This is a genomic window from Streptomyces sp. NPDC005576, from assembly GCF_042871745.1.
Taxonomy (GTDB): domain Bacteria; phylum Actinomycetota; class Actinomycetes; order Streptomycetales; family Streptomycetaceae; genus Streptomyces.
Map to the genome: position 1 here is coordinate 54,389 of NZ_JBIAJC010000004.1, position 13,008 is coordinate 67,396.

Genomic DNA, 13,008 nt, shown 5'->3' on the forward strand with positions numbered 1-13,008 from the left:
CCCTCAGCGTCCGTCGGCGAGTCCCGGCAGGTCCATCAGGTCGGCCAGCCCCACCAGGTCCAGCAGGGTGCGCAGTTCGGGCGGTACGTTGCGCAGGCGCAGCGCACCGCCGTCCGCCCGGCGGGCGGTGAGGGAGAGCCGGGCCACCGCCTCCACGGCGGTGAGGTCGGGGCGGACCACTCCCGCCAGGTCGCACACGGCCGGGGCGGCGGGGCGGCCGGGGGCGGCCAGGAGGCGTTCCAGCTCGGCGCAGAGCTCCGGCACCCGGGCGCGGGTGATCCGGCCGACGACGACGAGGGTGACCGGGGGCACGGTCTTCGGGGGCGTGGTCTTGGGGGGCGTGGCTTCCACACCGTTGAGACCGCGCCCGGCCCCGTAACTCATCGGTGTACGGCAAACCCCGCCCCCACCTGCGAGGACGGCGGCCGGCACGGAGCGTTCCGCCCCCGCCGACCGCCGTACCGCCTTACGCGATGCGCTCGCGCACCACCGGCGGGGCGGTGAAGTCCGTGCCGGCCGGAGCGATCTCCCAGGCGCCGGGCAGCGCGTCGAGGGCGTAGGAGAACTTCTCCGGGGTGTCGGTGTGCAGGGTCAGCAGCGGCTGGCCCGCGGTGACCGTCTCACCGGGCTTGGCGTGCAGCTCGACGCCGGCTCCCGCCTGCACCGCGTCCTCCTTGCGGGCGCGGCCCGCGCCGAGGCGCCAGGCGGCGACGCCGATGTCGTACGCGTCGAGCCGGGTCAGCACACCGGAGGCCGGGGCGGTGACGACGTGGCGCTCGCGGGCGACCGGGAGGGCCGCGTCCGGGTCGCCGCCCTGGGCGGAGATCATGCGGCGCCAGACGTCCATCGCGGAGCCGTCGGCGAGCGCCTTCCCGGGGTCGGCGTCCTTGAGGCCCGCCGCGTCCAGCATCTCGCGGGCGAGGGCCAGGGTCAGCTCGACGACGTCCCGGGGGCCGCCGCCGGCGAGTACCTCGACGGACTCCCGTACCTCCAGGGCGTTGCCCGCCGTGAGGCCGAGGGGGGTGGACATGTCGGTGAGGAGGGCGACCGTGCGCACCCCGCTGTCGGTGCCGAGGGCGACCATGGTGGAGGCCAGTTCGCGGGCGTCCTCGATGGTCTTCATGAAGGCGCCGCTGCCGACCTTGACGTCGAGGACGAGTGCCCCGGTGCCCTCGGCGATCTTCTTCGACATGATCGAGCTGGCGATCAGCGGGATCGCCTCGACGGTGCCGGTGACGTCGCGGAGCGCGTAGAGCTTCTTGTCGGCGGGGGCGAGGCCGTCGCCGGCCGCGCAGATGACGGCTCCCGTGGTGTCGAGGACGCTGAGCATCTCCTCGGTGGAGAGGTGGGCACGCCAGCCGGGGATGGACTCCAGCTTGTCCAGGGTGCCGCCGGTGTGGCCGAGGCCCCGGCCGCTGAGCTGCGGGACGGCCGCGCCGCAGGCGGCGACCAGCGGGGCGAGCGGCAACGTGATCTTGTCGCCGACGCCGCCGGTGGAGTGCTTGTCGGTAGTGGGGCGGGAGAGCGCCGCGAAGTTCATCCGCTCACCGGAGGCGATCATCGCGGCGGTCCAGCGGGCGATCTCCGTACGGTTCATGCCGTTCAGCAGGATCGCCATGGCCAGGGCGGACATCTGCTCGTCCGCGACCTCGCCGCGGGTGTACGCGTCGATGACCCAGTCGATCTGTTCGGGGGTCAGTTCGCCGCGGTCCCGCTTGGTGCGGATGACGGAGATGGCGTCCATGGGATTCCTTCCGGCAGGGGAGCTCGATCATGAGGGTGCGGGTCGCGCCGGGCAAGAGGGCGGACGCGCCCGACTCTACGCGCATAGAGGAGGGGCAAGGGGGTGGCCCTCCCGACGCGCGGGAGGGCCACCGGAGGTGCGGTACTACCCGAGGTGCTGGGGCCCGAATGCCTGGGGCAGCATCTCGTCGAGGGTGCGCAGCCCGTCCGGGGTCTCCAGGACGAGGTCCGGCCCCCCGAACTCGTACAGCAGCTGACGGCAGCGGCCGCACGGCACCAGGACCTCGCCCGCCCCGTCCACGCAGGTGAAGTGGGTGAGCCGGCCACCGCCGGTGGCCGCGAGCTCGGAGATCAGCCCGCACTCGGCGCAGAGGCCGATTCCGTACGAGGCGTTCTCGACGTTGCAGCCGGCGACGGTGCGGCCGTCGTCGACCAGGGCGGCGGCGCCGACCGGGTAACCGGAGTACGGGGCGTACGCCCGGGACATCGCGTCCCGGGCCACCTTCCGCAGCCCTTCCCAGTCGGGCGCCTGGGGGGTCGTCACGACCCCTGGCCCTTGAAGTACGGCACACCGTCCGCCTTGGGCATCCGCAGCCGCTGCGCGGAGAGCGCGAGGACCAGCAGCGTCGCCACGTACGGGGCGGCGTCCACGAACTGGCTGGGCACCTCGTCGGTGAGCGCGTACCAGACGAAGAGCAGCGCCGCGAAGACCGCCGAGACGGCCGCGCCGACCCAACGGCGCCGGACGAGCTGCCAGATCACGGCGGCGACCAGCAGGATCGCCAGGAAGAGCAGCACCGCGTGGACGTTCTCGGCACCACCGCGCAGCTTCAGGCTGTCGGTGAAGCCGAAGAGGCCGGCGCCGAGCGCCATGCCGCCGGGCATCCAGTTGCCGAAGATCATCGCGGCGAGACCGATGTAACCGCGCCCGCCGGTCTGGCCCTCCTGGTAGATGCCCGTGGAGACGATCGCGAGGAAGGCGCCCGCGAGGCCGGCGAGACCGCCGGAGATGGCGACGGCGATGTACTTGTACGTGTAGACGTTGACGCCGAGCGACTCGGCCGCCACCGGGTTCTCACCGCAGGAGCGGAGCCGCAGGCCGAAGGCGGTGCGCCAGAGCAGCCACCAGGTGGCGGGGATCAGCGCGATCGCCACCACGGTCAGCAGCGAGAGGTGGGTGACCACACCGCCGATGATGCCCGCGAGATCGGAGACGAAGAACCAGTGGTGGGCCTGGAGGTCGGCCATCCAGTCCGAGAGCCCGGGAACCGTGATGTCGGTGATCTCGCCGATGCGGGGCGACTGCTTGGAGGAGCCGCCCTCCGCCTCGGCGAAGGTGTAGTTCGACAGGTAGCGGGTCACGCCCACGGCGAGGATGTTGATCGCCACACCGGAGACGATGTGGTTGACCTTGAACGTCACGGTCATCACGGCGTGCAGCAGGCCGCCGAGGGCGCCGCCCACGATGCCCATCAGGACACCGGTCCACGGGCCCCACTGGTAACCGGCCCAGGCGCCGAACCAGGTGCCGAGGATCATCATGCCTTCGAGGCCGATGTTGACGACACCGGCGCGTTCGGCCCACAGGCCGCCGAGTCCGGCGAGGCCGATCGGGACGGCGAGCTGGAGCGCGCCGGACACCTGGCCGATGGAGGTCAGGTCGTTCGCTCCGCTGATGACGCGGGTCAGCGAAAACAGCGCCAGACCGGCCGCGGCGATCAGAAGGACGACCGGCAGGCTCAGCCTGCGCCGGCCGCCGCCCTTCCCGGGCGCGGTGGTGGCGGTGGACGTCGTCGGGACGGTGCTCATGCCGCTGCTCCCTCACGGTTCTCGCGGGCCTGGGCGGCGAGTTCCTCGCCGACCTTCTGCTGCTGTCGGCGGAGCCCGTACTGGCGGACAAGTTCGTAGGAGACGACGACGGAGATCACGATCAGTCCCTGCATGATCATGGCGATTTCCTGCGGGTACCCGTACTGGTCCAGGGAGGCCGAGGTCTTCTCCAGGAACGACATCAGCAGGGCCGCGAAGAACATGCCGACCGGGTTGTTGCGGCCGAGCAGGGCGACGGTGATCCCCATGAAGCCGACCCCGGCGGGGAAGCTGAGGTTGTACGTGTGGCTCTGGCCGAGCAGGATCGGCATGCCGACCAGACCGGCGACCGCGCCGGAGATCAGCATCGCCGTCAGGACCATCCGCTTGGCGTCCACACCGCTGGCCCGGGCGGCGCTCTCGCTGGCGCCGGTGGCGCGCAGGTCGAAGCCGAAGCGGGTGCGGCCCAGGGTGAACCAGTAGACGACGCCGAGGGCGAAGGCGACGAAGGTGAAGCCGTAGATCGTGCCGCCGTCTCCGGCGTCCAGACCGGGGAACCAGCCGGAGGAGGCGATCTCGCCGGTGTTGAGGTCGTTGGAACCCGTCGGCTGGACACCGAAGTTGTCCGTCAGGATCAGCCAGGCGATCAGGCTGGTCGCGATGGCGTTGAGCATGATCGTCGAGACGACCTCGCTGACGCCCCGGAGGGTCTTGAGCAGGCCGGCGATGCCGGACCAGAACGCGCCGACCGCCATCGCGGTGACCAGGATCAGCAGGATGTGCAGCGGGCCCGGCAGGCTCACGGAGGCGCCGACCACGGCGGCGATCATCGCGGCGAGCCGGTACTGACCGTCGACGCCGATGTTGAACAGGTTCATCCTGAACCCGACCGCGACGGCGAGCGCGGCGAGGTAGTAGGTGCCGGTCTGGTTGACGATCAGCACCTGTACGTCGACGTACTGGGCGTTCTCGAACATCAGCCGGAACGGCTCGAAGGGGCTGTTGCCGGAGAGCAGCAGCACCACCGCGGTGAGCAGGAACGCCACCACCAGGGCGAGCGCCGGACCGGCGACGCCCAGGAGCAGCCGGTCCCTGTCGAACTTCTTCATCGGCTCTCACCGTTCTCGTCGTGCGCGATGGTGTCGTCGTGCGCGATGTGGCCGGAGGCCGCGCCGGTCATGGCGGTGCCCAGCTCCTCCGGTGTGATGCTCGCCGGGTCGGCGTCCGCGACCAGCCGGCCCCGGTACATGACGCGCAACGTGTCGGACAGGCCGATCAGCTCGTCCAGGTCGGCCGAGATGAGCAGCACCGCGAGGCCCTCGCGGCGCGCTTCGCGGATCTGGTCCCAGATCTGCGCCTGCGCGCCGACGTCCACACCCCGGGTGGGGTGGGCGGCGATCAGCAGCTTCGGCCGGTGGCTCATCTCGCGGCCGACGATCAGCTTCTGCTGGTTGCCGCCGGAGAGGGAGGCCGCGGTGACGTCGATCCCGGGGGTGCGGACGTCGTACTCGCGCACGATCCGCTCGGTGTCGGCGCGGGCCGCCTTCAGGTCGAGGAACACGCCCCGGCTGTTGGGCCGCTCGGTGACGTGACCGAGAATGCGGTTCTCCCAGAGCGGGGACTCCAGCAGCAGGCCGTGGCGGTGCCGGTCCTCGGGGATGACACCGAGGCCGCCCTCGCGGCGCTTGCGGGTGGAGGCGTGCGAGATGTCGGCGCCGTCCAGGGTGATGGTGCCGCCGTCCGGGTCGCGCAGACCGGTGAGCGCCTCGATCAGCTCGCTCTGGCCGTTGCCCTCGACCCCGGCGATGCCCAGGACCTCGCCCTTGTGGATGGTGAAGCCGATGCCGTCGAGGACCTCACGGATCACGCCGTCGGAGTCGGTCGCGGTGAGCCGCAGCGCGTCGACGGTGAGCATGGGTACGTCGGTGACGGTCGACTCGCGGGTCTCCGGCGAGGGCAGCTCGCTGCCCACCATCAGCTCGGCGAGCTGCTTGGTGGTCGCGGTGCGCGGGTCGGCGGTGCCGACGGTGGTGCCCCGGCGGATGACGGTGATCTCGTCGGCCACGGAGAGCACTTCACCGAGCTTGTGCGAGATGAAGATGACGGTCAGGCCCTCGGCCTTGAGCTCGCGGAGGTTGTCGAAGAGCGCGTCGACCTCCTGCGGGACGAGCACCGCGGTGGGCTCGTCGAGGATGAGGGTGCGGGCGCCGCGGTAGAGGACCTTGAGGATCTCCACCCGCTGGCGGTCGGCGACGCCGAGTTCCTCGACGAGGACGTCGGGGCGGACGCTGAGACCGTAGGCGTCCGAGATCTCCTGGATCTTCTTCCGGGCTCCGCCGCCGATGCCGTGCAGCTTCTCCGCGCCGAGGACGACGTTCTCCAGGACGGAGAGGTTGTCGGCGAGCATGAAGTGCTGGTGGACCATGCCCACCCCGCGCGCGATGGCGTCGGCGGGGCCGGCGAAGGTGACGGTCTCACCGTCGATCGCGATGGTGCCCTCGTCCGGCTTCTGCATGCCGTAGAGGATCTTCATCAGGGTCGACTTGCCGGCGCCGTTCTCGCCGATGAGCGCGTGCACGGTGCCCTTGGCGACGGTGATGTCGATGTCGTGGTTGGCGACGACGCCGGGGAAACGCTTGGTGATGCCGCGGATTTCTACGGCAGGAGGGCTGGACGCGTTGATGACGCACTCTCCTTGGCGGGAAAGGAGCGGAGCACGGCTGCCGGGGATGGGGGCCGTACGGAGCAGGGGCCTGGGCGAAGCTACCGCGCCCGAGGGTGCTCCAGGGTCTGTGTCGAGTTCTGGGCCGGATCAGCGAGCGGCGTCATGCGGCTTCGTGTCCAAGGCGGAGGAGGGAGCGAGGGCGGAGTCCTCGCGACCGACGACAACGCCGGAGACGGAGCCGCAAGGCGGCGCGAGCCCGGCCCGGAACTCGATACAGGCCCTGCACGCGTAGCGTTGCCGAATAGAAAGATCCGGACGGCGGAGGGCGATCCGGGGGCCGGGGAGGTGGGCGTGGGCCGTTCTCCCCGGTCCCGGAATCATAAGGTTCCGCGTCCGGGTACGTCTCACCACATCCGCGACGGGCAGCGACGTCCGCCGCCCGTCGCGGGTGGGGTCGTTACGGGGCGGTCTTGACCGTGATCGTGCCGGCGATGATGGCGGCCTTCGCCTTGTCGATCGCGGTGGCGACGTCCGTCATCGCGGTGAAGGCCGGGTTGGAGGTCGCGAGGCCCACACCGTCCGCGTCCAGGCCGGCGCGGATCTCACCGGTCTCCGGCTTGCCGTCCTTGACCGACTTGATCAGGTTGAAGACCGAGCCGGCGACGTCCTTGGTGACCGACGTCAGGATGTGGTCCTTGTAGTCGGCGAGGCCCGCCTGGTTGTACTGGTCGGAGTCGACGCCGATGGCCCACTTGTTGGCCTTGGCGGTGACCTCGATCGCACCGGAGCCCGCGAGACCGGCGGCGGAGTAGATCACGTCGGCGCCGGCGTCGAGCTGGCCCTGCGCGGCGGCCTTGCCGAGGTCGGGCTTGGAGAAGCCCGTGAAGTCCGGCGGCTGGGTCAGGTACTGGACCTTGACGTTGACGCCCGCCTTGGTGTCCTTGACGCCCTGGACGTAACCGGCCTCGAACTTCTTGATCAGCGGGGTCTCGACACCACCGATGAAGCCGACCGTGTTGGTCTTGGTGACCTTCGCGGCGGCGACGCCGGCGAGGTAGGAGCCCTGCTCCTCGCTGAAGACCAGGTTCGCGGTGTTCTTGGTGGGCTTCGAGCTGTCGTCGATGATCCCGAACGTGGTGTTCGGGAACTTCGCGGCGACCTCGGCGACGGCGTTGGCGTAGACGAAGCCGACACCGATGACCGGGTTGTTGCCGCCGCGCGCGAGCTCGGTCAGGCGCTGGATCTTGTCCGCGTCGCTCTCGCCCTCGGAGGGCTCGGCCTCGACGCCCTTGAAGCCGAGCTCCTTCGTGGCCTTCTCCAGGCCCGCGTAGGCGGCGTCGTTGAACGACTGGTCGCCGCGGCCACCGATGTCGTAGGCGAGGGCGGCCTTACCGCTCTTGGACGAGCTGCTGCTGCTGTCGCTGCTGCTGCTGCCCTCGGAGGACGTCTTACCGCCACAAGCCGTGACAGACAGCGCGAAAGCCGCGGACGTAATGCCCACGGTGGCGATCCTGGTGATCCGGCGCACTGGGAGGCTCCTTAAAAACCTGACCGAAAGCGCCACTTCGGCGCTGGGTTCGCCGCGATCGTAACGCGCGTAGATGTCAGTTAAAGACACGTTCACCAGTCGTTATCGGATCGTCGTGAAGAGGATCGGTCACATCGTGCCACCTGACACTCCGGCATATTTCGGACGGATGGCCTCCACCCCGTACGCGGACGGGCCTCCGCCGGGTTCCGCCGCCCCCTGACGTCCGCCAGGGCGGACATCAGGGGGCAACACGCTCGAAAAGGGGAGGCGACAGAGGTGTGACCCGGACCTCGTGTCCGCGGCCCTCATGCCCTCGGGCGGCACCCCACGAGCACTACCTCGCGCCGTTGAGCAGGGCGGCGGCGGTGAACAGCTCGACACCGACGGTGATGGCTTCCTCGTCCACGTCGAAGTCGCCGCGGTGCAGGTCGAGCCCCCGGGTGTCGCCGTGCGCCCGGACACCGAGGCGGGCCATGGCGCCCGGCACGTGCTCCAGGTACCAGGAGAAGTCCTCGCCGCCGAGGCTCTGCTCGGTGTCCTCGATCGCGTACGGTCCGCGGCGCTCGGTCATCGCGGCGTCGAGGAGCCCGATGGAGGCCGCGTCGTTGACGACGGGCGGCACGCCCCGGACGTAGTTGATGACCGTCTTGGCGCCGTGCGTGGTCGCGACCTCGTCGACGGCCGCGTGCACCAGGTCGGGGGCGTCCCGCCAGGCGTTCAGGTCGAGGCAACGGACCGTGCCGGACATCTCCGCGTGCTGCGGGATCACGTTGCAGGTGTGGCCGGTGTGCAGCCGGCCCCAGGTCACGGCGAGGCCGGAGCGCGCATCCACCCGGCGGGCGAGCAGTGCGGGCACGTCGACGGCGACGCGGGCGGCGGCGGTGACCAGATCCGTGGTGAGGTGCGGGCGCGCGGTGTGACCGCCCGGGCCGTCAAGGGTGACTTCCAGCCGGTCGCAGGCGGAGGTGATGGCCCCGACCCGCAGCCCGATCTTGCCCACGTCCACCTTGGGGTCGCAGTGCACGCCGACGATCCGGCCGACGCCCTCCAGGACCCCGGACTCGATGGCGTCGGGGGCACCGCCGGGCAGCACCTCCTCGGCGGGCTGGAAGATCAGCCGGACGGCGTGCGGGAGCTCGCCCCTGCGGTCGAGCTCGGCAAGGACCAGCCCCGCGCCGAGCACCGTGGTGGTGTGCACGTCGTGGCCGCAGGCGTGCGCGCGGTCGGGGACGGTGGAGCGGTAGGGAACGCCCGCCTTGACGTCCGGGATGGGCAGCGCGTCGATGTCCGCGCGCAACGCCAGCATCGGCGTCTCGCCGTCCCACTGCCCCACGTCGCACATGAGGCCCGTACCGGTGGAGAGCACCCGGGGGGTGAGCCCGGCCTGCTCCAGCCGGGCCTTGATGGCGGCGGTGGTGCGGAACTCCTGGTTGCCGAGTTCGGGGTGCATGTGGAGATCGCGGCGGAAGGCGATCAGCTCGGCCCGGAGCTCTTCGGAGAGGGTGCCGGGCAGTGAGGCCGCCCGGGCCGGTGAGCCACCGGCCGGTTCACCGTCGGCGTGGACGAGGGACGCGCGGGACTTCAACTGGTTCACCCATCGAAGGGTATGCCTACGGACCCTCCGATCGGACATGGATCAACAAAACTTCAGCACCTCGGATGAAGATGAAACGGTGCGGAAACGTGTGGGGCACAGGCGTGTTGGGTAGACTGCGCCGTTTTTCCCGCCTCCGCCGGACGGGTGGGACGGTCCGGCCCGGACGGCGTACGGAGAAGCGGGCGCGCGCCCGTACGGGAAACGGCGTACGCGGCCCGGGCCGCGTACGCCGTGGAAGTGGATCTCCCTGACCCGAACCCCGACCGGAGCCCCGGCCGCACCCCCGGCCGGGGCACGCGGTTCAGGGCTGTCCAGGGCTGTTCAGCGCAGTTCAGGCTGCCGCTCAGGGCCCCGCGGGCGGCGCCAGGGGGGCGAAGGCCAGCCGGTGCACGTCCCGGGCGGTCTCGGTGACACCCGCGAGGAACCCCTGCGCACGGGCGGACGCCGTGGCCCGCAGCCACTCGGGGTCGATGTCGCAGACCGCGACCTTGACGCCGGTTCCCGCCAGCGCGAGGGGCAGCGTGTGCACCACGGTGGAGGGGAAGCTCAGCACCGTACGGCCGATGGGGCCGCGCCGGGCGATGAGCTCCAGCGGCAGGTCCGGACGGACGATCTCCAGACCGGTGGCGGATTCCAGGGCGTGGAGCTTGGCGGTCGCCTCACGGCGGTGCGCGAAGTAGCGGGTGGCGCCGTGCGTACGGGCGAGGGCCGCCACCGCCTCCTGGTACGGCACCGCGTCGACCACGCCCGTCTCCACCAGGGAGGTGCCGACGATGTCGGCGCCCTTGGTGAGACGGGGCGGGCCGAAGCGGGCGCGGGTCCAGGAGAAGGTGTTGGCGGTGACCTCGACCCCCTCGGGGGCGTCCACCGGCATCGCGGTGAACACCTCGACGCGGTGCCGCGCCGACGGGGTGAACCGGCGGCGCGCGGAGGCGGTGACCGGCGCGAGCAGCAGCTCGCGCGGTCCCTTGTTCCCCTTGCGGTGCCAGCGCACCAGCCGCTCGCCGCGGGCGAGCTGCGCCACGAACTCCATCGTGGCGGTGCCGTCGTCGACCACGGTGAGGTGCCCCGTCCGCACGATGCTCAGCAGGAGCTGGACGTAGCGCGAGAACGGGTCGCCGATCACGACGTGGTCGGCCTTGCGCACCAGCGCCACCAAGGCGCGCAGCGTCTTGACCGGAGTGCCCTGTTCGCCGCGCGCCTCCTGCCAGCGCACGGTGATGCCCTCGTCGCGGGCCAGGTCGGCCATCCTGCGCAGCTGACCGCGTGACATCGGGTCGACCGGGGGGAGGACGACGACCGTGGTGGCGGCCGGCGCCTCCTCCCCCTTTGCGTGGGTCCACTCCAGGACGTTCAGGAGCTGGACCGGACTCTCGACGAAGGCGAGGTTCACCGGAGGTCGTCTCAGACCGCGGCCGGCACGGCGGCCGTCGCGCTCTCGGTCTCGGCGACGATGCCCGCGACGCGGCGCAGCTTCTTCATCGGGCCGAGCTCCGACTCGTAGACCTTCTTGACGCCGTCACCGAGGGATGCCTCGATGGTGCGGATGTCGCGGACGAGGCGGGTCAGGCCCTGCGGCTCGACGGACGCGGCCTGGTCGGAGCCCCACATGGCGCGGTCCAGGGTGATGTGGCGCTCGACGAACGTGGCGCCCAGCGCGACGGCGGCCAGCGTGGTCTGGAGACCGGTCTCGTGGCCGCTGTAGCCGATCGGGACGTTCGGGTACTCGGCCTGCAGGGTGTTGATGACGCGGAGGTTGAGCTCCTCGGCCTGCGCCGGGTACGTCGACGTGGCGTGGCACATGAGGATGTTGTCGCTGCCGAGGACCTCGACCGCGTGGCGGATCTGCTTCGGGGTCGACATGCCGGTGGAGAGGATGACGGTGCGGCCGGTGGCGCGCAGGGCGCGGAGCAGCTCGTCGTCGGTGAGGGAGGCGGAGGCGACCTTGTGGGCCGGGACGTCGAACTTCTCCAGGAAGGCGACGGCCTCGGTGTCCCACGGGGAGGCGAACCAGTCGATGCCGCGCTTGGCGCAGTGCTCGGCGATGGTGCGGTACTCGTCCTCGCCGAACTCGACGCGGTGGCGGTAGTCGATGTACGTCATCCGGCCCCAGGGGGTGTCGCGCTCGATGTCCCACTGGTCGCGCGGGGTGCAGATCTCCGGGGTGCGCTTCTGGAACTTGACGGCGTCGCAGCCGGCGTCGGCGGCGACGTCGATCAGGGCGAGGGCGTTGTCCAGCTCACCGTTGTGGTTGATGCCGATCTCGCCGGTGATGTACACGGGCCGGCCGGGACCGGCGGTGCGGGTGCCGAAGCTGCGCAGACGGGAGTCGCTCATGATGAGGGTGTTCCTTACTTGGTGGTGATCGTGGGGGTGTTGACAGCGGGGGTGGTGCTCGGGGAGCTGGTGCTCGGGGAGGTCCGGGCCAAAGGTGCGCCGGCCCGGGTGTGGGTCAGTTCGGGGCCCAGGAGCCAGCCCGCGATCTCGCGGACGGCTCCCTGGCCGCCGGGGGTCCGGGTGACCGCGCGCGCCGCGGTGCGCACCGAGTCGTGGGCGCTCGCGACCGCGACGGGCCAGCCGGCCAGCGCGAAGCAGGCCAGGTCGTTGACGTCGTTGCCCGCGTAGAGGACCCGGTCGGGGCTGATGCCCCGCTCGTCGCACCACTGCTTGAGCGCCAGGTCCTTGCGGTCGATGCCGTGCAGCACGGGGACCTGGAGCTTGCGGGCGCGGGCCGCGACCACCGGGTTCTGCTCGGTCGACAGGATGAGGACGTCCAGGCCGGCGCGGCGCATGGCCGCGATGCCGAGGCCGTCGCCGCGGTGGACGGAGACCGTCTCGTGGCCGTCCTGGTCGATCATGACCCGGTCGTCGGTCTGGGTGCCGTCGAAGTCGAGCACGACGGCGTCCACGTCCGCGAGGGTCGGCAGCGGTGACGGGTCCAGCAGCGGGGCGAGCGCGCGGGCGCGGGCCAGTTCGTGCGGGTCGTCGATCTCCAGCACCCGGGCCGGGTCCGTGCGGACCAGGGCGGTGTGGCCGAAGAAGCGGTGGCGGTGGGTGCGGAAGCCGGCCACGTCCATGGCGTACGCGGCTCCGGTCTCCAGCAGGTCCTGCGGACGGTCCTGGCGGCGGGGGCGGACGGCCTTGTCGTGGTTGACGCCGTAGGCGGTCTCTTCGAACGCTTCCCCGTCGCGCCAGACGAAGCCGTGGAACGGGGCGACGGTGACGGCCGTGTCGGCGCCTTCACGGGCGACCGCGCGGGCCACCCCGTCGACGTCCTCGCGGGAGAGGAACGGGCTGGTGCACTGGACGAGCAGCACCACGTCGGCGGCGGCGCCGCGCATCGCCTCGTACGCGTCGAGCGCGTGGAGCACGGCCGCCTCGCTCGTCGCGGTGTCCCCCGCGATCTCTGCGGGGCGCTGCACGACGTGCACCCGGCCGGTCGCCCCGGCCGACTCGCCGGCGGCCCGGGCTGCTTCGGCGATGGCGGCGTCGTCGGTGGTGACGACGACGTCCGTGACCTCGGAGGAGCCGAGGCAGGCGCGGACCGCGCGGGACACCAGGGGGACGCCGCCGACCTGCGCGAGGTTCTTGGCGGGGACGCCCTTGGATCCGCCCCGGGCGGGGATCACCGCGAGGACGGTGGGTGACGGCATGGATGCTCCT

At 71.4% G+C, this 13,008-nt stretch carries 11 protein-coding genes; all 11 read right to left on the reverse strand.

Going from position 1 to position 13,008, the window contains the following annotated elements; genetic code table 11:
- Positions 1–3: 3 nt before the first annotated feature.
- Positions 4–384 (reverse strand): lipid asymmetry maintenance protein MlaB, encoded by a 381-nt coding sequence (locus tag ACFYPN_RS08380; protein ID WP_389297373.1) that lies wholly within the window; start codon positions 382–384, stop codon positions 4–6.
- A gap of 82 nt (positions 385–466) precedes the next feature.
- The gene (locus ACFYPN_RS08385) at positions 467–1,744 is read right to left on the reverse strand and encodes a thymidine phosphorylase (RefSeq protein WP_389297374.1); all 1,278 of its coding nucleotides are present in this window, start codon (positions 1,742–1,744) and stop codon (positions 467–469) included.
- Between the two features lie 144 nt (positions 1,745–1,888).
- Positions 1,889–2,287 (reverse strand): cytidine deaminase, encoded by a 399-nt coding sequence (locus tag ACFYPN_RS08390; RefSeq protein WP_358758802.1) that lies wholly within the window; start codon positions 2,285–2,287, stop codon positions 1,889–1,891.
- On the reverse strand, positions 2,284–3,552 hold the full coding sequence (locus ACFYPN_RS08395; RefSeq protein WP_358758804.1) for an ABC transporter permease: 1,269 nt from the start codon (positions 3,550–3,552) through the stop codon (positions 2,284–2,286). The genes ACFYPN_RS08390 and ACFYPN_RS08395 overlap by 4 nt, the downstream gene beginning before the upstream one ends.
- Positions 3,549–4,661, reverse strand: a complete 1,113-nt coding sequence (locus ACFYPN_RS08400; RefSeq protein WP_389297376.1) for an ABC transporter permease — start codon at positions 4,659–4,661, stop codon at positions 3,549–3,551. Before ACFYPN_RS08400 ends, ACFYPN_RS08395 begins: the two co-directional genes overlap by 4 nt.
- The gene (locus tag ACFYPN_RS08405; RefSeq protein ID WP_358758937.1) at positions 4,658–6,235 is read right to left on the reverse strand and encodes an ABC transporter ATP-binding protein; all 1,578 of its coding nucleotides are present in this window, start codon (positions 6,233–6,235) and stop codon (positions 4,658–4,660) included. Before ACFYPN_RS08405 ends, ACFYPN_RS08400 begins: the two co-directional genes overlap by 4 nt.
- 439 nt (positions 6,236–6,674) lie before the next feature.
- Positions 6,675–7,745: a BMP family ABC transporter substrate-binding protein gene (locus ACFYPN_RS08410; protein WP_358758808.1), complete on the reverse strand. Its 1,071-nt coding sequence runs from the start codon at positions 7,743–7,745 to the stop codon at positions 6,675–6,677.
- A 337-nt stretch (positions 7,746–8,082) separates the two neighbouring features.
- A complete protein-coding gene (locus ACFYPN_RS08415; protein ID WP_389297607.1) occupies positions 8,083–9,333 on the reverse strand; it encodes an amidohydrolase in 1,251 nt (416 codons plus the stop codon).
- A gap of 355 nt (positions 9,334–9,688) precedes the next feature.
- Entirely contained in the window at positions 9,689–10,738 is a 1,050-nt protein-coding gene (locus ACFYPN_RS08420; RefSeq protein WP_358758810.1) for a hypothetical protein, read from the reverse strand.
- Positions 10,739–10,749: 11 nt separating this feature from the next.
- Positions 10,750–11,682 (reverse strand): N-acetylneuraminate synthase family protein, encoded by a 933-nt coding sequence (locus tag ACFYPN_RS08425; RefSeq protein WP_358758811.1) that lies wholly within the window; start codon positions 11,680–11,682, stop codon positions 10,750–10,752.
- Positions 11,683–11,696: 14 nt separating this feature from the next.
- Positions 11,697–12,998, reverse strand: a complete 1,302-nt coding sequence (locus tag ACFYPN_RS08430; protein WP_358758813.1) for an acylneuraminate cytidylyltransferase — start codon at positions 12,996–12,998, stop codon at positions 11,697–11,699.
- Positions 12,999–13,008: the final 10 nt, after the last annotated feature.